Origin of the sequence: Planococcus sp. PAMC 21323 (assembly GCF_000785555.1) — a bacterium.
GTDB lineage: Bacteria > Bacillota > Bacilli > Bacillales_A > Planococcaceae > Planococcus.
In genome coordinates this window covers 717,626-738,982 of sequence record NZ_CP009129.1, presented here as the reverse complement: position 1 = coordinate 738,982, position 21,357 = coordinate 717,626, and the positions used below count along the sequence as shown (strand labels likewise).

At 39.5% G+C, this 21,357-nt stretch carries 17 protein-coding genes; 1 reads left to right on the top strand and 16 read right to left on the bottom strand.

Going from position 1 to position 21,357, the window contains the following annotated elements; translation table 11 throughout:
* Positions 1–13: 13 nt before the first annotated feature.
* The 12 genes from PLANO_RS03685 to ilvD form a co-directional block, all read right to left on the bottom strand.
* On the bottom strand, positions 14–2,194 hold the full coding sequence (locus PLANO_RS03685) for a DUF4129 domain-containing transglutaminase family protein (RefSeq protein WP_038703114.1): 2,181 nt from the start codon (positions 2,192–2,194) through the stop codon (positions 14–16).
* A complete protein-coding gene (locus tag PLANO_RS03680) occupies positions 2,191–3,405 on the bottom strand; it encodes a DUF58 domain-containing protein (protein WP_038703112.1) in 1,215 nt (404 codons plus the stop codon). Before PLANO_RS03680 ends, PLANO_RS03685 begins: the two co-directional genes overlap by 4 nt.
* A complete protein-coding gene (locus tag PLANO_RS03675) occupies positions 3,402–4,352 on the bottom strand; it encodes an AAA family ATPase (protein ID WP_038703110.1) in 951 nt (316 codons plus the stop codon). The genes PLANO_RS03680 and PLANO_RS03675 overlap by 4 nt, the downstream gene beginning before the upstream one ends.
* A gap of 165 nt (positions 4,353–4,517) precedes the next feature.
* A complete protein-coding gene (gene nadE, locus PLANO_RS03670) occupies positions 4,518–5,345 on the bottom strand; it encodes an ammonia-dependent NAD(+) synthetase (RefSeq protein WP_038703108.1) in 828 nt (275 codons plus the stop codon).
* Positions 5,346–5,356: 11 nt separating this feature from the next.
* Positions 5,357–6,826: a nicotinate phosphoribosyltransferase gene (locus tag PLANO_RS03665; RefSeq protein WP_038703106.1), complete on the bottom strand. Its 1,470-nt coding sequence runs from the start codon at positions 6,824–6,826 to the stop codon at positions 5,357–5,359.
* A 480-nt stretch (positions 6,827–7,306) separates the two neighbouring features.
* Positions 7,307–8,749 carry an aldehyde dehydrogenase family protein gene (locus tag PLANO_RS03660; RefSeq protein ID WP_038703104.1) on the bottom strand — a complete coding sequence of 481 codons (1,443 nt, stop codon included), beginning with the start codon at positions 8,747–8,749 and terminating at the stop codon, positions 7,307–7,309.
* A gap of 20 nt (positions 8,750–8,769) precedes the next feature.
* A complete protein-coding gene (locus tag PLANO_RS03655) occupies positions 8,770–9,525 on the bottom strand; it encodes an SDR family NAD(P)-dependent oxidoreductase (RefSeq protein WP_038703102.1) in 756 nt (251 codons plus the stop codon).
* 11 nt (positions 9,526–9,536) lie between these two features.
* Positions 9,537–10,610 carry a tartrate dehydrogenase gene (locus PLANO_RS03650; protein WP_038703100.1) on the bottom strand — a complete coding sequence of 358 codons (1,074 nt, stop codon included), beginning with the start codon at positions 10,608–10,610 and terminating at the stop codon, positions 9,537–9,539.
* An 18-nt stretch (positions 10,611–10,628) separates the two neighbouring features.
* Positions 10,629–11,897: a TRAP transporter large permease gene (locus PLANO_RS03645; RefSeq protein ID WP_038703098.1), complete on the bottom strand. Its 1,269-nt coding sequence runs from the start codon at positions 11,895–11,897 to the stop codon at positions 10,629–10,631.
* Between the two features lie 2 nt (positions 11,898–11,899).
* Complete coding sequence (locus tag PLANO_RS03640) at positions 11,900–12,370, bottom strand: TRAP transporter small permease (protein ID WP_038703096.1); 471 nt, start codon at positions 12,368–12,370, stop codon at positions 11,900–11,902.
* Positions 12,371–12,433: 63 nt separating this feature from the next.
* Positions 12,434–13,411, bottom strand: a complete 978-nt coding sequence (locus PLANO_RS03635) for a TRAP transporter substrate-binding protein (protein WP_038705367.1) — start codon at positions 13,409–13,411, stop codon at positions 12,434–12,436.
* Between the two features lie 130 nt (positions 13,412–13,541).
* Positions 13,542–15,230, bottom strand: a complete 1,689-nt coding sequence (ilvD, locus tag PLANO_RS03630) for a dihydroxy-acid dehydratase (protein WP_038703094.1) — start codon at positions 15,228–15,230, stop codon at positions 13,542–13,544.
* A 218-nt stretch (positions 15,231–15,448) separates the two neighbouring features.
* Between ilvD and PLANO_RS03625 the strand changes: the two genes are divergently transcribed.
* Complete coding sequence (locus PLANO_RS03625; RefSeq protein WP_038703092.1) at positions 15,449–15,946, top strand: GNAT family N-acetyltransferase; 498 nt, start codon at positions 15,449–15,451, stop codon at positions 15,944–15,946.
* A gap of 51 nt (positions 15,947–15,997) precedes the next feature.
* On the opposite strand, the gene PLANO_RS03620 is transcribed toward PLANO_RS03625, so the two are convergent.
* The 4 genes from PLANO_RS03620 to PLANO_RS03605 form a co-directional block, all read right to left on the bottom strand.
* Entirely contained in the window at positions 15,998–16,666 is a 669-nt protein-coding gene (locus PLANO_RS03620; RefSeq protein ID WP_038703090.1) for a GNAT family N-acetyltransferase, read from the bottom strand.
* A gap of 172 nt (positions 16,667–16,838) precedes the next feature.
* A complete protein-coding gene (locus PLANO_RS03615; RefSeq protein ID WP_038703088.1) occupies positions 16,839–18,116 on the bottom strand; it encodes a helix-turn-helix domain-containing protein in 1,278 nt (425 codons plus the stop codon).
* 61 nt (positions 18,117–18,177) lie between these two features.
* Positions 18,178–19,437, bottom strand: a complete 1,260-nt coding sequence (locus PLANO_RS03610; RefSeq protein WP_038703086.1) for a S8 family peptidase — start codon at positions 19,435–19,437, stop codon at positions 18,178–18,180.
* Between the two features lie 268 nt (positions 19,438–19,705).
* Positions 19,706–21,343, bottom strand: a complete 1,638-nt coding sequence (locus PLANO_RS03605) for a glycoside hydrolase family 13 protein (RefSeq protein ID WP_038703084.1) — start codon at positions 21,341–21,343, stop codon at positions 19,706–19,708.
* Positions 21,344–21,357: the final 14 nt, after the last annotated feature.

Sequence of the window (21,357 nt, the reverse complement as noted above, 5' to 3'; positions counted from 1 at the left end):
AGAAGCCGCAAAATCAACCACTTGTCCTATTGATTAAGTTTTCCCAACTTTCCTTCAACTCATGCCAACCAACGGATTCTGCATCTCCACCATAAATCATTTGTTCATATGCACGTGTCAACTCAGACATTTCTTGTGTTCCAAAAAATGAATCGATGTATACTGCGTATGATTTCAGCGTTTGACCAGGCTTACGATTGATACCGTATAATTCTAGTTGCTTCAATAACTGCAAATAGGCTTTTTCAAACTGAACCGATTCATGACCACGTAATCGATAATAAGAAATAAGTAATTTTGGCATCCATCTATATCGAATTTTGAACAGAATAGCTGAAACAATAGCTATAACGACAATTCCCCATATGAACTTCCACCGGTTGATAGAAACAAAATCAGTCAATCTGTTCCAAAAATCAGATTGTGAAGGCATCACAACCTCTTCTTCATCTACACTTTCAGGCTCTTGAGTCTCTGGAAGTGCTTCAGGATCGGGTTGTTCAGGATCCGCGGGATCTAGTTCCAAATCAAAATCAATAGCTGATGAACCTGTAAAACCAATTGTCGGTTCAAACAACATCCAACCTACGCCTGGCATATAAGCTTCAACCCACGAATGCGCATTGTTATTTGTTACTTCGTATATATCAGTTTCTCCATTGGTGTCGATTAGTTCTCCTTCGGCAAACCCCTTAACCCAACGAGCCGGGATATCTAGAGAGCGTAACAACACAACCATTGAAGTCGAAAAATTATCACAATACCCTCTTTTCGTATCAAATAAAAACTGATCTACGTAATCTTCTCCTTCTTTTGGAACTGGAATATCCGTCTGACTATAGGTAAATCCAGAAGTATTGAAATACCTCTCAATCGCCAATGTTTGATCATAAACTGTCTCACTATTTGCGGTTATTTCTATAGCTAAGTCGCGAACTCTTTGGGGGAGTTCGTCCGGCAATTGTACATAGCGATCAAACTCAGTAGGTAGTTCCGCTAAATCTTCTTTGCTTGTTTCACGCAACTTTTTCAAACTGAAACTAGGTTCTGCGAAAGTTACTCCATACTCTTCGGCTTCGAGTTTCTCTCCATTTTGGTAAGTTTCAAAACGTTGATCTGCTGAACTGTATTGATAATCTGGAGATTCTTCCATCGAGAAAGATTCTGTTCCATATGGATATAAAACAAAAGGAAATTGTTGTTCCATCGACACGAACGTCGTTTCCACTTCTTCTCCTGGAATAAACTCCGTGTCCACAGTTTCATCGTTGCTGTAAATAGCTGACTCAACTATATCCTCAGTCAGTTCCCAGCCTTTTGTCGTGTAAGTATCTTTTGATTCAACCTTCCAGTATTGGCCATCAGATATTTCCGCGCGAAAGACCCGCGTGTCGTCACCAATAAATGAACCTCCTAGGCGTGAATCGTCGACTCCATAACCTATTCTTCCTACATTTCCACCACTCCCAGACCCACCTTGCCCCGAGAAAGAAGTGATGAATGGCACGGGATCTGGCCAAATCGGCTCTGACTTCGGTAAATACAACGCGAACGCCGTTGAAACAGCAATCCCTAAAATAAGAGGCACCGTAAACAAAGCTATTTTATCCGCGTTCTCTGAAATTTGATGCCCTTCCATCCACCGGACCAAATACAATAGACCTGCGAGCAAAAGACCGATAATCATTATTCGGATGATAGCAGCTTCTCCTGAATACGGACTAAATGTATCTAATACTGCGATAAAAACAACAGTTAAAACATAAAACAAGAAAATACTCGAGCGGAAACTAACCCAGTAATGGATCAAGTAAATGGCCATCCACAATAGTATGAAAAATAAGATTGTGCGAAAAGCATCGGTGGTTTGTTCCCAATTTTGGCTAATTAACGCTGAGAAGTTTGCACTAAAATCAGCTTGGAGAAACGAAATGGCTTCTCCAGTAAAAAAAACACTACCGGTATATACATAAACCACAAACCATAACATGTATAAAATTTTTATCGGCCCCGAAAACCACCAAGGCACTTTGAGAAAAGTCATCAATAATCCAACCGCAATAAAAATTAAAAACCAGGCTTGATGACCAGTTTCAGTCAAAACAATAACTGGCGTTAACCATTCGGCTAACATGAAGAAAACTAAAACATACAAAATCGCCATGAAAAACTTATTCTTTCTAATGGAAGTCATTGCCGGATCACCTCTGTAAACACTGTTGCAAAGCTCTCAGGATTTACACAGTTAACGATAAACCCTTTTGAGCGTGCAAACTGATGCACTTTTTCGTCTTCGTCACGTAAGCTTTCGTCTTTTCTCATAACAACTAAACATAGGCAACTACTTAAATTTTTAGCATTTTTCTGAATGGACTGCACCATCTCTAAAGAAAGTTGACTCGTTACATACAATAAAGTTGACGCATTTACTCGTTGAAGCTCGCGTCCTACTGCTTGGTCAACTGGCTTTTCCAAATCTCCTTGCACTTTTGCTAAATGATACATGACTCGTTGTAAATGCTCTTCCGTTTGGATAACCGGAAAATAATTACGACTTTGACCAACGGATAAATAAGCTAGACTAGAATTTGCACGAACAATCGATTGCAATATAGAAGCGACTAATTCAACCTGCAATTCGAATTTTGCCGAAGCATTTCGATCGTCTAGTAAAAAAAGATCTTGCGACTGGCGATCTTCAAACTCTTTTGTTCGCAAGGTTTGCGTTCTAGCATAAGACTTCCAATGAATCCATGAAACTCGGTCTCCTGGCTGATAATCACGAATCCCACTCGCCATAGTCGTGTCTTTCACTAATGTAAAAGGAGCTGCCATCGATCCATGATCGTAACGCGACTCGATTGGTCGATACGCCATTTCCACTGTATTTGGATAAACTAAAATCGTTTGAGATACTGGCATGAGCCTACTTTTTTTAACCCACCCAAAAAAATCTGACAGTTCTAAAAAGACACCTTCTAACACATGCTCCCCTCTTGGCATATCTTCAATGCTATAAGTCCAAGAATAAGATTTCCGAAATCCTGGTACAATCATTTTCGGACGTTGGGTTGCTAAGATTTTGTTTAACGCTGGAGAATGGGTTTGTTCTCTTATAACGGTATAGAGGAGCGGGAAAAAATTTTTCCGGCAAATCGTAATGGTCGCTGAATAACTCCCGCCTTTTCGCACTTGCGCCGTATGAATTTCTCGAGAGACCTCGATTTTTCGCAAAGGATAAAATGCCAATAGGACAGAATACAAGATAAATGGTAAAGACATATAAAAAATAAACCAGCTAACAAACCCTCCTTGGAACATGGCAAATGAAAAAGTTAAAAAAAGAAGGAAAAGCACAAATGCGAGACGCCCCCATAACGCTGTGTTTTTTTTAAACCGGTTCATTTACCAACAAGCCTTTTTACAGGTACATGTGTTTTCGCTAATATGCGTTCTGTAATTTCTTCTGCCGTGATGCCATCATACCTCGCCTCTGACCGCAACATAATCCGGTGTCCAAATACAAATTTCGCCAAATATTGAACATCGTCCGGTGTTACATAATCTCGACCTTTTAATAAAGCATACGCTTGCGATGCTTTCATCAATGCAATCGAACCACGGGGACTTACTCCCAGGTATACATAGGCATCTTGACGAGTTTGACGAGACAAATCGACGATATAACTGCGGATAGTTTCGTCGACTTTAATTGTTCTAACTTGATTTTGTAAGTTTAAAAGCTCTTCAAGAGATATGACTGGAGTTAAGTCTTCAATCGGAGCAGCGACTTGCGCACGGCTTAATACTTCCATTTCTTCTTTTGATGTCGGATAGCCCATTTTAATCTTCAATAAAAAACGGTCAAGTTGGGCTTCTGGTAAAGGATAAGTACCTTCGTATTCAATTGGGTTTTGTGTGGCCATAACAAAGAATGGTTTCGGAATTTGCATGGTTACGCCGTCAATTGTGACAGAAGCTTCTTCCATTGCTTCTAATAGAGATGATTGTGTTTTCGGTGAGGTCCGGTTTATTTCATCTGCTAAAATAATATTGCCCATAATTGGACCCGGTCGAAAATGAAATTCCATGTCCTTCGGGTTGTATATAGACACACCGATAACATCTGACGGCAATAAGTCAGGTGTAAATTGGATCCGTTTAAAATCAGCTCCCACAGATTTAGCTAAAGCGCGGACGAGCATTGTTTTACCCACACCCGGAACATCTTCCAATAAAACATGACCATGAGACAGCATGGCAACAATACTCAACTCTGCAATATCACGTTTTCCTATAATAACTTTTTCAATATTATCTATAATTTTTTCCAACTGCTCTTTTGCATTCATTTATAAGTTCCTCCAATATAAAGCAAGAAGTGTTTTGAATTATCACAATCTTATCGTAATCATAACGAAAAGCCGGACATAACTCAACTACACAAGAAGATTTTTCCAATAGCCTTTTAAAATAAAAAAGCAGGAATCCTTTAAGGTTCCCTGCTTTTAGTAGTTTTATTTCCAAAAATCATCAAACACCGTAATAGGTAAATGACGCTTATGCTGCGTTCTTAAATAATGCCCTTCTAACTTTTCCTTTGCGTCTGCTGGAATTTTCTTACCTTCTAAATAATCATCGATCACATCATAAGTGACACCCAACGCTACTTCATCCGGAAGTGCAGGCTTTTCTTCCTCTAAATCTGCTGTAGGTATTTTCAAATAAAGATGTTCCGGGCTGCCAAGTTCTTTTAACATCGCTCTTCCTTGGCGCTTATTTAACCGGAATAATGGGGTTAAGTCAGCTGCACCGTCACCGAATTTTGTATAAAAACCAGTGATTGCTTCTGCCGCGTGATCAGTACCGAGAACAGCTGCACTATGCATTGCTGCAACTGAATATTGAGCCTTCATTCGTTCACGTGCTTTTTCGTTCCCTTTTGCAAAATCAGTTAATTCGATGCCCGCTTCTTTTAGCGCACGCTTGCTCGCATCAACTGCTTCTTTTATGTTAATTGTGTATAGCTTAGTTGGTTGGATAAATTCCAAAGCATCTTTAGCATCATGCTCATCAAATTGAACACCATATGGTAAACGCACTGCATAAAATCCGTAATCATTATTTCCCGACTCTTCATTTAATTGATCGATTGCCATTTGTGTTAATTTACCAAGCAAAGTGGAATCTTGACCACCTGAGATTCCTAGAACATATCCTTTTAAGAAAGAGTGATGTTTTAAATACTCTTTTAAAAATTGGATTGTCCGTTCAATTTCTTCTTTAGGATCAATTGTAGGTTGTACTTTCAACTCTTCAATAACTTGCTGTTGCAGAGTAGACATTAAATCCCTCCTTATTCTCCAGTAAACTCGTGAATGGCGTCGCGCACTTCTTGGATATTGCGCATTTTGTTATCCCAACATTTTTGACTCAAATCGACTGGGTATTCTTCTGGATTCATAGAGCGTTTGTATTCCTCCCATAATAAGCCCATGTTTTGAATTGCATAACTTTGCATTTCCTGAACACTTGGGTTTTCATAAATAACTTGGCCTTTATCAACAACTTTCTGATGGATATTAATCGCTTCAAAATTTGTAACAAATTTCGATACAAAGGTATGGACTGGGTGGAACATTTTCAAACGTTCTTGCGAAGCAGGCTCTTCATCATGCATGGCAATATAATCACCTTCTGATTTACCATTTTCCTTATCGATAATTCGGTAAACATTTTTCAGTCCTGGTGTCGTGACTTTTTCCGCATTCCCCGAAATTTTAATGGTATCTTCTAGTTCACCTTTGTCGTTTTCAATTGCTACTAATTTATATACTGCGCCTAATGCAGGTTGATCGTAAGCTGTAATGAGCTTTGTACCAATGCCCCACGCATCGACTCGTGCACCTTGCGCTTTTAAGTTTAAAATCGTGTATTCATCTAAATCATTAGAAACCACTATTTCTACATCTGTGAAGCCTGCAGCATCCAACATTTTTCGCGCTTCTTTTGATAAGAAGGCAATATCTCCACTATCCAGTCGAATTCCTTGGAAATTGATTTTGTCGCCTAATTCTTGCGCCACTTGGATTGCAATCGGCACTCCGGATTTTAATGTATCGTATGTATCTACTAAAAAGACACAGTTTTTATGGCGTTTTGCATAGGCGTGAAATGCGTCATATTCATTTTTATAAGCTTGCACCATTGAATGGGCATGCGTGCCAGCTACAGGAATGCCGAATTTTTTACCGGCACGCGCATTACTCGTTGCTTCTAGTCCACCTATATAAGCAGCGCGTGAGCCCCAAATGGCTGCGTCCATTTCTTGAGCACGTCGTGTTCCAAATTCCATAACTCGCTCATCTTTAACAATTTGCTTAATTCGACTAGCTTTCGTCGCGATCAAGGTTTGGTAATTAACGATGTTCAATAGTGCAGTTTCAATCAATTGAGCTTCCACGAGCGGGGCTTCTACACGAATTAACGCTTCATTTTGAAAAACAAGCTCACCTTCTACAACTGAATAAACATCTCCCGTAAATCGGACAGTTCGCAAATAATCGATGAAATCTTGCTTATAACCAAGCTCTTCTTGAAGATAAGCTAAATCACTCTCCGTAAATTTAAAGTTTTTCAAGTAGTCCAAAATACGTTCCAATCCTGCAAACAAAGCATAGCCATTGCCGAAAGGTAATTTACGGAAAAACAATTCAAAAACTGCTTTCCGTTCGTGCATCCCATCTGCCCAATAAGCCTCCGACATATTGATTTGATATAAATCGGTATGTAGTGCCAAACTGTCATCCGCATAATGCTTATCCATAAAAAGTCTCCTTCTTCCACTATCAGTAATGGCTCCAATTATACACCAATATTAGTAAGACCAAAATAAAAGACAATTTTATAATGAAGACTTTTTTTTATATTTGAATAGAATCTTTCACACTATTTTATTTAATGATTAAATCTGTTGACAGTGGCGAGAAGATGTGAGATGATAGCTTAGTTAACACAAAGGTAACTGGTAAATTTTGATAATCTGGCATTCTACGATAATGTTTTTGAGAATACTTATTCACACTGGAGCGATTTGAGGATCGCAAGGACGTAAAAGAAGGTAGGGTTTACGTTGCTTAGGTTAGAAAGCACCCAGTGGAACAATGACCGCGGTACTGAAAGTAATACTTTCAATGGAAATGATTCCCCAGTAATATGGGTTGAAAAATTGAGTCAAAACAAATTATAGTTACCTTAAACAAACAAAGGGATGTCCTCAAATCGAGGGCATCCCTTTTCCAATTCGTTAATATTTTAATGCGACGTTCTTTAAAGCAGTGTAGTTGCGCAATGCTTCAAGACCTTTTTCACGTCCAAATCCACTTTTCTTAAATCCTCCGAACGGCATTTGCACGCCACCACCGGCACCATAATTATTGATGAAAATTTGACCGGCACGAATTTTACTAGCCACTCGGTGTGCACGTGCCCCGTCTTTTGTCCAAATACCTGCTACCAGTCCATACTCTGTTCCGTTAGCCAATTCAATCGCTTGTTGCTCGGTTTCAAACACAAAAGCTGCAACGACTGGCGCAAAAATTTCCTCTTGCGCTACGTAACTGCTTGGTGCAAGTCCATCAATAACGGTTGGTTTGAAAAAATAACCATTTTCGAGTCCCGCCGTTTCTTGGCGCACACCACCTGTTAAAAACTTTGCACCTTCATTTCGTGCCACATCCATGAATTCGAGAATGCGTGCAAATTGTTTTTCATTTAAGATTGGACCTAAATCCAAATCGTCTACACCTTTTCCAATTCGAACCTCTTCCATTTTCGCGACTACTTTTTTCAAAAACTCTTCTTTTATAGACTGCTGAACCAATAGGCGAGATCCCGCTGAACAAGTTTGTCCAGCGTTTTGAATAATCGAACGGACAACCCAATCAGCCGCTTCTTCTTGGTCGCAATCTTCAAAGACAATATTTGGCGATTTCCCGCCAAGCTCTAATGTTACTGGCTTAACGTTTTTCGCAGCACCCATCATGACAGCAGAGCCAGTTTGAACCGAGCCCGTGAACGTAATATGGTCAACATCTGGGTGTTCAGATAGAGCAGCACCTGCTTCAAAACCATAGCCCGTTACCAAATTAAAAACACCTTTTGGCAAATGAGTCGCATCAAAAATTTCCGCCAACTTAATCGCTGTAAGTGGCGTGTCTTCTGCTGGTTTTGCAACTACTGTGTTGCCCGTCGCAATTGCAGCTGCTGTTGAACGTGAAATGATTTGTAATGGATAATTCCACGGCACAATGTGGGCCGTTACACCAACTGGTTCACGTAAAGTGTAATCCAGAATCCCCGGTTGCACAGGTATTGTTTCACCGAATATTTTATCGGCCATGCCTGCATAATATTCAAAATACAAGGCAGATGCCTCGACATCTTTGCGGGCTTGCGTCAACGGTTTCCCTGTATCAAGCGTTTCTAACAACGCGATTTCTTCAGAATCAGCGCGTAATGCTGTAGCTACTTTATGTAAAATCCTTCCTCGTTCAATTGGAGGGAACGACTGCCATTCTTCTGACTCAAATGTTAAACGAGCCGATTTTACAGCCGCATCTACATCTTCTTTTTTTCCTCTTGGAACTTCTGCCAACACTTCTCCAGTTGCAGGATTTTTGGTATCCAGTCGTTCTCTTTCAACACTATCCAGCCATTTTCCATTTACATACATTTGTTGTTTTTTCACTGGTCTATTTCACTCCCCCATTAAATTCCGCGTCCTCCGTCAACATTCACTACGCTTCCAGTCATCATTTCCGCTAAATCTGAGCTGAGGTACAAAATACAATTGGCAATAGCTTCTGGTGTGATCAATTCGCCTAAAGGTACGCTTTTTCGGAATACCTGTTCTTTCGTTTCGCCTTCGTTGCCTCCTGAGGCTGTGAATTCACCCAACATTTTCGTATCTGCAGGGCCTGGATTAATCGCATTTACTCGTATATTATAAGGAGCCAATTCAATAGCCAAGGCTTTTGTCAATGAAATCGTCGCTCCTTTTGAAGCGACATATGCATTCAAACCCGGGCGCGGACGATCAACAGAAACAGAAGCTATATTGATTATCGATCCACTATTTTGTAGTTTCATATAAGGTACAGCTGCGCGTGATGTTAAAAATACCGCTGTAGAATTGATGGCCATAATACGCTCCCAATCTTTTAGTGATACGTTTTCAATATCTGTTGCCGCTTGGGCAATTCCAGCGACATTTGCTAATACATCAATGCGACCAAACTTGTCTGCCGTTTTTTTAATCGCATCTTCTACACTTTGTTCCTCAGTCAAATTACCTTTAAGAACTAATAGCTGGTCTGGATATTGCCTTTGTAAGTCATGTAGATTATCGATATGAAGATCGATTGCGCCTACTTTCGATCCTTGTTTCAAAAATTGCTCAACAACCTCTTTACCCATTCCCCCGCTTGCACCTGTCACAATTGCAACTTTTTGTCCGTACTCCATCTATTCTCCTCCTAGTTTTTCACCAAATTCAAAACTTTTTCAGCAATAGCCGTTCCTACTTCCTCTGTAGTTGAAGTGCCACCTAGGTCTGGTGTTAACACTTTTCCTTCTTGGATCACTTGTTCAATTGCTTCAACAATAGCATTTGAAAGATCTTCACGACCTAAATGACTTAGCATTAAGGCAGCTGACCAAATTTGAGCAATTGGATTCGCGATTCCTTTCCCTGCAATATCTGGGGCTGATCCATGAATTGCTTCAAACATAGAAGGGAAATCGCCTTCAGGGTTAATATTTCCTGATGGTGAAACGCCCAGCCCCCCAACTAAAGCAGCTCCAAGGTCTGTTAAAATATCGCCAAACAAATTAGAAGCAATCACGACTTCGAACGATTCAGGACGTAACACAAAATAGGCAGCCAAAGCATCGATGAAATTACTTTCAAGTCTAATATCCCCATAATCTTTCGCGACCAACTCTACGACTTCGTCCCACAACTTCATCGAATGAATAATCGCATTGGATTTTGTCGCACTTGTTACTTTTGATTTGTTATTTTTCTTCGCGTATTCGAACGCATATTTAGCAATTCGCTCAACGCCTTGCTTTGTAATAACGGTATTTTGAATCGCCATTTCTTGCGAATGTTGCTGATACAAACGACCACCTATATTCGAATACTCGCCTTCAGCATTTTCACGGAATACCATGAAATCGATAGGTTGCTCGTTTTTCAACGGAGACTCTATACCCGCCAATCGCTTAATCGGCCGCATATTAACGTATTGTTGGAAGTTTTTGCGGATCGGCATTATCAGTTCCCAAATTGTTACTTCATCTGGTACACGTTTGTCACCTACTGCTCCAAATAAAATAGCGTCAAAGTTCTTTAATTGATCTAAGCCATCATCAGGCATTATTTGGCCGTGAGTTAAATAGTATTCACTGCCCCATTCAAATTGTTGAAACTCTATGTCGAATGTCGGGTCTTGCTTCTTTATTGCTTCCAAAACTTTTACTGCTTCGTTCGTCACATCGGGTCCTATCCCATCTCCGGGTAGGACCGCTATTTTATAAGCTGTCATAAACTCTCCTCCAATAAACTAATCGCCAATTAAGAATAGTGAAATGGCTGGAATAAACGAAATAATCAACACATCGACAATCATGATCAAAACAAATGGAATGATCGCTTTTAATAGACTTTCAAATTTAGTTCCCGCAATATTTGCAGCCACAAATAAATTGACTCCAACTGGAGGTGTGATAAACCCGATCCCCAAGTTAACAATCATAATAATGCCGAAATGCACTAAATCTATTCCAAGAGCATTAGCAATTGGCACGAGAATCGGCGTCAAAATAATGATCGCTGCTGAAGTCTCAAGGAATACGCCACAAATTAACAATAATAAATTGAGAATTAACAACGCTATAATCCAATTATCCGTCACACTAAGCATCAATTCAGTCAATTCTGCTGGAATTCGTTGACGTGTTAAGTAATATCCAAATACAGATGCACCAGCAATAATGAACATAATCACTGAAGTGACGACAACAGAAGAAGAGAAAATTTTTGCTAAGTCTGCTAGTTTGATCTCACGGTAAATGAAAATACCGACAAACAATCCATACACGACTGCGACAACCGCGGCTTCAGTTGGAGTGAAAATACCTCCATAAATTCCACCCAATATAATTACTGGCATCATCAATGCTAAAAACGAATCAAGAAAGGCTTTTAAGAAATCTTTCATGCCAAATTTCTCGCCACCACCATAGCCTTCTTTCAAGGAAATCAGATAAACCAGTAAAATAAGCGATACCATAACAAACAACCCAGGCACAATTCCTGCGATAAACAAATCACTAACAGAAACTCCTGCCGCTACTCCATAAAGGACTAACGGAACACTCGGTGGAATCATAATTCCGATAGTACCACCAGCCGCTTGAATAGCTGTCGCAAAGCTTTTATCGTAGCCTTTATTCACCATAGCTGGAATCATTAAAGCCCCTACAGCAGCAGTTGTTGCAGCTGCTGAACCCGAAATCGCTGCAAAAAAAGCACAAGCGACGATTGATACAATTCCAAGTCCGCCTTTAACACGACCGAAAATGACATTTGCCAAGTGAATGAGTCGGCGGGAAATCCCACCACTTTCCATCAGCTTGCCTGCCAAGATAAAAAAAGGAATCGCCATAAGTGGAAATGAATCTACTGAGTTAAACATTCGTTGAATAATAACAATTAATGAAACATTGCCATCGATAAAGAAAACGAGCGTTGAAGCAAGCCCAAGTCCGACAGCAATCGGTACATTAATCAAGAATAAAGCCATCAATAGAAGAAACAATACCAATGCCATGTTTAGACACCCCCGCTTTTAAAGTCTTTGGAAAATTGCGAGGCCATATTGATAATTAAAATTACTCCGCTCACGGGAATTACCATATAAATGACGCCCATCGGAATCCGTAAAACTGGAGAAGTTTGAGCCATTCCTTGCATCGCAAGATCATAGCCTTCGATCACCATCAACAAGAAAAAAAGAAGACTTGCAAATGTCGCAACGCTATAGAGTGCCTTGCGTACAGGAACCGCAAACAATTTCACAAAAAACTCCATCCCGATATGCGCTTTTGAAGACATTGCATAAGCAGCTCCTAAAAACGTCAGCCAAATCAAACTATACCGCGCCAACTCTTCCGTCCAGGCTAAAGGTGAATTCAAAACGAAGCGGAAAATCACTTGAAGAAAAACCACAGTCACAAGCAATGCCATAATAAGATTTAATACATGCTTAATACCGAAGTTCATATAGCCGATCCATTTATTCATGTTCTTGCCCCCGATATAAAAAAGAGAGAATAGATTCTCTCTTTTTTGAATTAACGTATTATTTTATTTCTGTGCGTCTAAAATTTCGTTTAATAGATCTTGGTACTCGATTGTGTCATAAACAGGTAGAACCGCTTCCTGGAAAGGAGCTGTATCGATATCTTCGATAATTTCCATCCCTTGATCTTTTAATGTTTGAAGTGATTCTTTCTCCATTTCAACGATCAATTCACGTTCTTTTGCGCCTGCTTTTTGTCCTTCTTCTACAACGATATCGCGCAGTTCTTCTGGCAATTCATCATATGTTTTTTGGCTAAGCATATAAATGGCTACAGAATAAACGTGTCCTGTTAAACTCATGTATTTTTGGTTTGCGTCATATAGACTAAATTGGTCAGCAACGATTGCTGGATTTTCCTGTGCATCAACTACACCTTGTTGCAAAGCAGTAATTGCTTCAGTCCAAGCCATTGGAGTTGGTTGTGCTCCTAATGCTTCAAAAGCAGCTAAATGAATTTCATTTTCTTGCGTTCTAATTTTCAAGCCTTTTAAATCTTCAGGTGTTTCGATTGGACGGATTGCATTGGTAATATGGCGGTATCCATTTTCTCCCCAAGACAAACCGATGATCCCGTTTTCTTCCATTTTAGCGAATAAATCATCACCAATATCACCCTCTAAAACTTCTACTGCTGATTCGCGGTCTTGGAATAAGAATGGAACATCAAGAACACCTAATTCTGGTACAAAGTTCGTAACTGGAGCAGTTGATGAGACGACTAAATCGACTGTTCCAAGTCCCATGCCTTCAGTTAATTCGCGCTCGGCACCAATTTCACTATTTGCAAAAATTTCAATTGTGACCTGTCCATCTGTCCGTTCCTCAACAGCATCTGCCATTTCTTGTAAGGCTATATGGTAGGGATGGTCATCAGGCAATGAATGTCCTGCTTGTAGCACAAATTTTTCGTCCGAATCTCCACCTGACGATTCACTATCCGAACTGCCACATGCCGTTAGCGCTAGTGCACTTGCCATCATTATTGAAACAAATCCAAATTTTTTATTTACCAATGTTATTTCCCCCTTTTATCATGCTCCAACATCTCAGTTGACTTTCGGTTTAATGAAAGTCAACTGACCATCAGAGTCAGTTTTCGTTTCTCTCTTTTTATGAACGGTTTAAATAATCAGTAACGGCTCCTTTTGATGAACAAGAAACATTATGCGCATATTTCCCGAGCACCCCCTTTTTGTGAAGCGGTGGGGCAACCCAACGTTTGCGGCGTTCTTCTAACTCAACTTCAGATACATCCATAGAAATTTCTTGTAACTCGGAATCGATCGTCACGATATCTCCTTCTTCAAGCAAGGCAATCGGTCCGCCCACTTGTGCTTCTGGTGCGATATGGCCAACAACTAAGCCATGAGTTCCGCCAGAAAAACGTCCATCTGTTAATAATGCAACCGATGCATCCATACCTTTACCGACTAAAATCGCAGATACCGACAACATTTCCGGCATTCCCGGACCGCCTTTTGGTCCTACATAACGAATAACTAATACATCACCTTCATTAATTTCGTTGGCCATTACAGCATCTGTTGCTTCTTTTTCATTGTTATAAACACGAGCCGGACCTGTATGACGTTTTACTTTCACACCAGACACTTTAGCGACAGCGCCGCTTGGTGATAGGTTTCCTTTTAAGACAATAAGTGGCCCATCTTTACGTTTCGGATTATCGAAAGGCATGATCACTTGTTGACCTTCTTGCAATGCTGGAGCTTCGTTCAGATTTTCCGCCACTGTTTTCCCAGTAACCGTCATACAGTCTCCATGCAAATAACCTGCTTCTAGCAACATTTTCATAACAGCTTGAACCCCACCAACTCGGTGCAGATCTTGCATAACATATTTACCACTTGGTTTTAAATCAGCTAAATGCGGCACTGTTTTTTGCAAGCGATTAAAGTCATCGATTGTTAAATCTACTTCTGCAGCGTGAGCAATCGCTAATAAGTGAAGAATTGCATTCGTCGATCCACCTAGCGCCATGACTACCGTAATCGCATTTTCAAACGCTTCTTTTGTCATAATGTCTTTTGGATAAATATCTAATTCAAGTAAATTATGTACAGCTGCTCCCGCTTTTTCACAATCTGCTAGTTTCTCGGCTGATACCGCAGGGTTAGAAGAACTTCCCGGCAAACTCATTCCCATCGCTTCTGCAGCTGAAGCCATTGTGTTGGCTGTATACATTCCGCCACATGAACCAGCTCCTGGACATGCGCCACACTCGATATTGCGTAGCGTACTATCATCGATATCGCCATTATTATGTTGGCCAACACCTTCAAATACAGAAACAATATCAATATCTTTATTATTGTGGCGACCTGGAGCGATTGTTCCTCCGTAAACAAAGACAGCTGGAACTTCAGAGTTTGCAATAGCAATTAAACAACCTGGGATATTTTTATCACACCCTCCAATTGCAACTAACCCGTCCAAACTTTCTGCTCCTACAACTGTTTCAATTGAGTCTGCGATTACATCTCGGCTTGAAAGTGAATACTTCATGCCTTCTGTGCCCATTGAAATTCCATCAGAAACAGTAATTGTATTAAAAATAAACGGGACGCCCCCAGCTTCTCTAGCACCTTTTTTTGCACTGATTGCTAAGTCATCAATATGTATATTACAAGGTGTTACTTCACTCCATGTGCTAGCAACACCAATCATTGGTTTTTTAAAGTCTTCGTCTGTCACTCCTACTGAACGAAGCATTGCCCGGTTAGGCGCTCTCATGGGTCCTTCACTAAAAACTTTACTGTTGATGCGCAAATCTTTTTTCATAATTAATCCTATCCTTTCTTTTCTATTTATTATAGAGCACATTTATCAGAATTCAATGAATAAAAGAATAATATTTTATTATTTTTTTAATCGTCAAATAATTTACATATGTATACGCTTACATATAATATCCACCATTTTCTTCCTTGTTATATGCAATATATTTCTTTATAATTAGTTTGTTTAGAATAACATTTCGAGTTTAAGGAGATGAGGTTTTGTTGATTCGGGAAGCTAAGAGAGACGAAGTTCATTTATTGAAAGAGCAACGACTTGCCGCTTACCAAGCTTTTCAAGAAGAGCTGTCTCCGAAAAATTGGGGACAACTAAAATCCAATTTGGCTGCTAATAATCTGCAACCTGCCGTAGAAGTGTTTGTTGCTGAAATTGGTTGGGAAATCGTTGGGAGCGTTATGTTATTCCCTGCTAATTCGCGTTCATATGCCGATGATAAAGCGACCACTAAATTTCCTGAAATTCGTTTATTAGCAGTTACACCTGAGTATCGATCCCGCGGAGTTGGTAAAGCGCTTGTTGAACATTGCATCGACCTCTCCAAAATTCGCAAACAAAAATCAATTGGCTTATATACAGGGTGTTTTATGCAACACGCGATCGAACTTTATGAAAAAATGGGGTTTCAGCGCATTACTTCACTCGACTTTAAACCGTTAAATGATGAATTTACTGTTAAAGCTTTTCGTTTTGATATATAAATAGAAAAAAACAAGCCGCAGCAATTGCGACTTGTTTTTTTATTTAAACCATTACGTATTTTGAAAAGGATTTTTCCACTCCATTAACAATGCGTGCCCTTCAGACTCGATATCCTCTAAATAATTTTCCACTACGCATACGGGTGTTCTGCCACAGCGTAGTAGAAAAGAAATGACTGGGTCTTTTATTTCGCCTTTTACCACTTGTTCTGCGTATTGTTCTGCGGTGAGTCGATTAGAAAACTCATGAAACCTCGGCATTCTTCCACCACCGAGTACCCGGTCTAATTTATCATGTACTACACGCTCATACATCGCCTGCATTAATAGCTGTCCAAGTTTTAACGAACGGTATTTAGGGCGAATGCAGATGTCGACAATATACAATGTTTTTCCCTCTGGGTTGTGGTTTCGAATATAACCATTGTCCGTTACATCTTCCCATGTATGTTTTGGTTGCTCCGGATCGAAGTCTGTTAACAAAGTTGTAATGGATCCTGCCATCTCTCCTTCGACCTCGATACATATCGCACCTTTAGGAAACAACTCTGTATGGTTTGTCAGCTGTTCTGAATTCCATAAAAGCTCCACAGGAAATGGGGGAGGAAAGCTTTCTTTTTGAATGGCCATCAATGCTGGAAAATCGGATTTTGTGTACTGACGGATCTCCACTAACACCGATTTGTTGTCATTAAACACATATTGTTTTTTCTTATACATAGGTCTCCCCCTTTTTCTTTATCATACGTGATTGGAGACAATGAAAAAAGCTGCTTACTAATAAGCAGCTTTCGATTTATCTATAGTGGTGGTAAAACATTTGGCCCGCTTAGTACAACTGCAGACAATAATCCTGTGTACATAATAGATAAGAATAGAAACTTTTTGTTCATCAATTCAACTCACCACCATTCTCATTCCAGAAAGATTGATAATAATAAGCTTTTTCCCACTGCTGCTGTTTGCTGTAATGACGCGCAAGTTCAGCTGCAACATTTCTTGTTTCTTTAATATAACCATTTTTTCTGAAAAATTGGAACATTATATCTTCACAATAGGCCATAAGGTCTGGTTGGGAAAAATTCCTTTTTTCAAAGTAATTGGCATAAATATGAAAAAATTTATCTTCTGGTTTGTTGCTAATCACTTTTAACTCTTTTATGTAAACAGTAGGATCTTGACCTGTTTCCATCATGGATTCTAATAAACTCGTTAAAACAGCTTTATAAAAATACGTATTCTGCTCGATATTTTCTCTTAAAGATTGAAGAATTTCTAAAGCTTCACCATGTGCATTTTTTATTCTTAATAGTTCTGTGTAATTGTACAGTGTTTGTTTGTGTAACGCTGTTTGATTGGTTAGATGAGTATTGCGAATCAGCACTTCATAGAGGCTTTCAGCCTGGACAAGTAAATTTCTACGTGTATAACTAATTGCTAAAAGCATTTGTGCGTGGAGTAACCGGATGTAGTTATGGTGTAGTTGGAAAGATTGAACCGCCAATTCAGCAAAATGTGCAGATAGTTCATAACGATCCGCAAGTACCAATATTCGAGCCTTTTGATAATAAAATTCCCCTTCAAACTTTTGTGGAATACTTTGAATTCCTATATCCATTTTGTTCAGTATTTCAAAAGCTTTTGTATTGTCTCCCGCCATAACGTAATAAAGGGCTTGAAAAAATTGATGTACCCAATGCTCTGGGGCTAAAAATGATGCTTTCATCCGCTCTAATAACTTTTTCTGTTGCTCTGCTTTGGTCAAATTATTATCGTAAATATAATAGCGATATTTATAAAGCTCGTATTGGTTGACCAAGTCGGTAGATTGAATATAATCGTTTTCATTTTCCAACTGTTTATAAATTTTTCTCATCGTTTCTAAATCATAATGAAGAGAACAATCGATAAATTTCCCAATTGTTCGTTCGAGCTGTTTATGTTTTTCCACCTCTTTGTTCAATTGAACACCCATTTTTAACAAAAGTGCTTCAATGGTGGACTCATGGGGACTATAAGCATTTGATTCGGTTTTGCTTAAATGTGAAATTGAACAAATGCCTTCCGCCAATTGCGACTGCGTTAGCCCATTTTTTGTCCGGTAATATTTGATAATCGAGCCGACATTCATAATTTCACCCTTTTTAACAGAATAAATAAAATATATCATAAAAAAACAACCCTGACATTTTTGACAGGGTTGCTGCACTTACTAATGATAAAGTCTCTCTTTATTGAACACGTGAAAAACCGAAACCTGATGCATAATCATCACCATATCCTGCTCCATAACCTGAAAGAATATCGTATGACTTTGCACGATTCTGTAAATCAGCTCTTACTTGTACGTTTGTTGCATTTGGATTTGCTGCCCAAACTTTAGCTGCGAGACCTGCTGCATGCGGTGAAGCCATTGATGTTCCACTTAGTGTCGCATACCCCCCTGTATACCATGCAGAGTAAACGGCTGCACCTGGCGCTGAAATTTCAACATCGTATTTACCAATAGAATAATCCCCATCATAAAAGCTATAACCGCGTGAAGAAAAATCAGCTACGCGATATGTGCCATTTTGAATAACATTTTCAAGTGCTGCGACTGCCACTGCATTTTTTAAAGCTCCTGGGAAACCAATAGAACCTTGATAAGGACCTGAGTTACCTGCTGCTGCAATTACTAATACGCCCTTGTTATACGCGTAGTCAACCGCACTGGTGATCAAGCTACTTTCTGTAGAAGATCCTAGCGACATATTGATGACTACTTTTGTATTTAATGCACTTGCTTGATCTGCAACGTGACGGATAGCTGTTGCAATATCATCAGAAGACCCAGAGCCGTCGTCTCCTAATACTTTATAAGCCCACAAGTCTGACTGTGGCGCTACGCCGTATAAACCGCCGTTACCATTCGCTAGTGCAGATCCTGCAACATGCGTACCGTGACCTTGACGATCGGTACATGTACCATTCGTGATACTACTAGTTAATGTAAAGTCTTTACATTGTTCAACGTTATTTGCTAAATCTGCATGATTTACATTAACTCCTGTATCAAGTACAGCAATGTTAATACCCGCTCCACCAGATGTTTGTGTAAGATTTGAATTATTATAGATGGCTTTGATCCCCCATGGCGTAGATTGAGAAGCTGCCATAGTTGAGTATTGAGCTAGTGGTTCTGCCGAAGTTTCATCGATGCTATATTCCGGAACTTTTTCAACCGTTATATTTTTATTTTTCTGTAGTGCTTCAAATTGCTTTTTATTCATATTGGTGGTGAACCCTTCGTTTTCAAAATCCCAATGAACACCATATTGGTTTTTAGCATTTTTCAATTCTTTTTGATTTGCTGAGTCAACCAATACACGAAACTTCTCATTGCCATTCGCTTTTTCAACGGAATCCCCGTTTGCGCTGACGCCCATTGCCGGTATAAGCATAGTAGCTGTCAACATTGCCGCTGTAATGAATTTTGCCGATTTTTTCATCGTTCAATCCCCTTTTCCAATATGTTTTATGGCAACTGGCTCAAGCTACGGCGTCCCGTGCTTTCGCATTTGTCCGACTTAGGACTCTGCCACACATCTAAAGTTAGCAGAAGTTTCAGTTTTTCGTAATTGGGAAATTTTCTCGTGCCTTAAGCATGAATATGTATAGAGAGACTTTTGGACTAATTACTTATACCTAAAACTGGAGTTTTCTTCATATAAAAAAGCCGTCATTCCATTTATATAATTGGAATAACGACTTATAAGGTTAGTAAATCTCTTTTTTCAAGAAATATACGCAAGCTTCATACGGTTGCAATATGCCTTTCGCTCGCTCTTCGTAATTACTTAACAAAAGTTCGGCATCATACGGGCTATTCCAGGCACACGCTTTTTCACTTAAATTCGAAGCAACGAGCATTTTTGTATATTGATCTTCACGCACATAGGCATATACATAAGGGCACCCTGAGTCTGCCAGTTCGGTAGTACCATAAACTAGCACTTTCCAGTTTTGGCGCAAGTGAATCATCTTTTTATAAAACGACCAAATAGAGTTCGGATCTTCTTTCTGAGCCTCCACATTTAGCCATTGATAGTTTGGATTTACTCCAAGCCATGGTGTAGCTTTAGAAAATCCGGCGAAGTCCTGGTTGCTCCATTGCATGGGTGTACGAGCATGGTCACGGCTTATTTTTTTGATCACATGCATAACTTCTTCGTGCGGTACACCTTCATTTTGCTTATAGCGATAAATGTTTTTTGTTTCGATATCGTGGTACATGTCAATGTCGTCAAAAGGAGCATTGGTCATTCCGATTTCTTGGCCTTGATAAATAAACGGAGTACCTTGCATAAAGAAATACATACACCCTAATGCCGTGGCACTTTCATACCAATATTTTTGGTCATTCCCCCAAATGGATACTGTCCTTGGCCGGTCATGGTTTTCAATATAAAGAGAATTCCATGCAATGCCGTGCGTCGCTTGTTGCCAGCGATTTAGAACTTCTTTTAACCCCTCGACATCCAAATCATTGTCTACTCCGTTCCTATCTACAGGCTTATGTGCTTCTAAATGGAATATCATATTAAATTTACCATCATGTTCACTAATCCACTTTTCCATATTGTATGATTTCACACTATTGGCTTCACCGATTGTGACAATATTATTATCTTTAAATGCTTTATCCCTTAACTCTGTTAGCATGTCCTGTAGACCATCTACTTCTGTAAACTTTTCCCACGCAGGTACATAAGGTAAATTTTGCGGATTTGGCATATTGCGATAATCTTTTTTTAAGTGATTGATGGCATCTACTCGGAAACCGTCAACTCCTTTAGCTATCCACCACCGAATCATTTTATAGATCGATTCTCGCATGTCTTCGTTTTCCCAATTTAAATCGACTTGGTTTTTGGTGTAGATATGCAAATAATATTGTTCGGTTTTTGGATCAAATGTCCATGCCGGTCCACCGAAAATACTTTCCCAATTCGTTTGTTCATCACGCCAAACATACCAGTCACGCTTTGGGTTGTCTTTAGAAGACTTGGATTCTAAAAACCACGGATGTTGATCACTCGTGTGATTTAAAACGAGATCAATAATGAGTCTCATGCCTCTTATATGTAGCTCTTCTAAAAGTCTATCGAAGTCTACCATCGATCCCATTTCTTCCATTATTTCTTGGTAATCACTGACATCGTAACCATTGTCGACATTTGGCGATTTATACATTGGACAAACCCATACGATGGTAATGCCTAGTTCATTCAAATAATCTAGTTTCTCCGTTATGCCATTTAAGTCGCCAATGCCATCATCGTTTGAATCATTAAAACTTCTCGGGTAAATTTGATAAACTACTGCTTCTTTCCACCAGGTTTCCTTCAAATTTATCTCCCTCTTCCATT

Excerpts from the sequence above, each read along its gene's own strand:
- PLANO_RS03685 (WP_038703114.1), bottom strand. The coding sequence starts at position 2,194 with ATGACTTCCATTAGAAAGAATAAGTTTTTCATGGCGATTTTGTATGTT.
- PLANO_RS03645 (WP_038703098.1), bottom strand. The coding sequence starts at position 11,897 with ATGGCATTGGTATTGTTTCTTCTATTGATGGCTTTATTCTTGATTAAT.
- PLANO_RS03615 (WP_038703088.1), bottom strand. The coding sequence starts at position 18,116 with ATGATATATTTTATTTATTCTGTTAAAAAGGGTGAAATTATGAATGTC.
- nadE (WP_038703108.1), bottom strand. The coding sequence starts at position 5,345 with ATGTCTACTCTGCAACAGCAAGTTATTGAAGAGTTGAAAGTACAACCT.
- ilvD (WP_038703094.1), bottom strand. The coding sequence starts at position 15,230 with ATGAAAAAAGATTTGCGCATCAACAGTAAAGTTTTTAGTGAAGGACCC.
- PLANO_RS03655 (WP_038703102.1), bottom strand. The coding sequence starts at position 9,525 with ATGGAGTACGGACAAAAAGTTGCAATTGTGACAGGTGCAAGCGGGGGA.
- PLANO_RS03665 (WP_038703106.1), bottom strand. The coding sequence starts at position 6,826 with ATGGATAAGCATTATGCGGATGACAGTTTGGCACTACATACCGATTTA.
- PLANO_RS03640 (WP_038703096.1), bottom strand. The coding sequence starts at position 12,370 with ATGAATAAATGGATCGGCTATATGAACTTCGGTATTAAGCATGTATTA.
- PLANO_RS03675 (WP_038703110.1), bottom strand. The coding sequence starts at position 4,352 with ATGAATGCAAAAGAGCAGTTGGAAAAAATTATAGATAATATTGAAAAA.
- PLANO_RS03650 (WP_038703100.1), bottom strand. The coding sequence starts at position 10,610 with ATGACAGCTTATAAAATAGCGGTCCTACCCGGAGATGGGATAGGACCC.
- PLANO_RS03620 (WP_038703090.1), bottom strand. The coding sequence starts at position 16,666 with ATGTATAAGAAAAAACAATATGTGTTTAATGACAACAAATCGGTGTTA.
- PLANO_RS03610 (WP_038703086.1), bottom strand. The coding sequence starts at position 19,437 with ATGAAAAAATCGGCAAAATTCATTACAGCGGCAATGTTGACAGCTACT.
- PLANO_RS03635 (WP_038705367.1), bottom strand. The coding sequence starts at position 13,411 with ATGATGGCAAGTGCACTAGCGCTAACGGCATGTGGCAGTTCGGATAGT.
- PLANO_RS03680 (WP_038703112.1), bottom strand. The coding sequence starts at position 3,405 with ATGAACCGGTTTAAAAAAAACACAGCGTTATGGGGGCGTCTCGCATTT.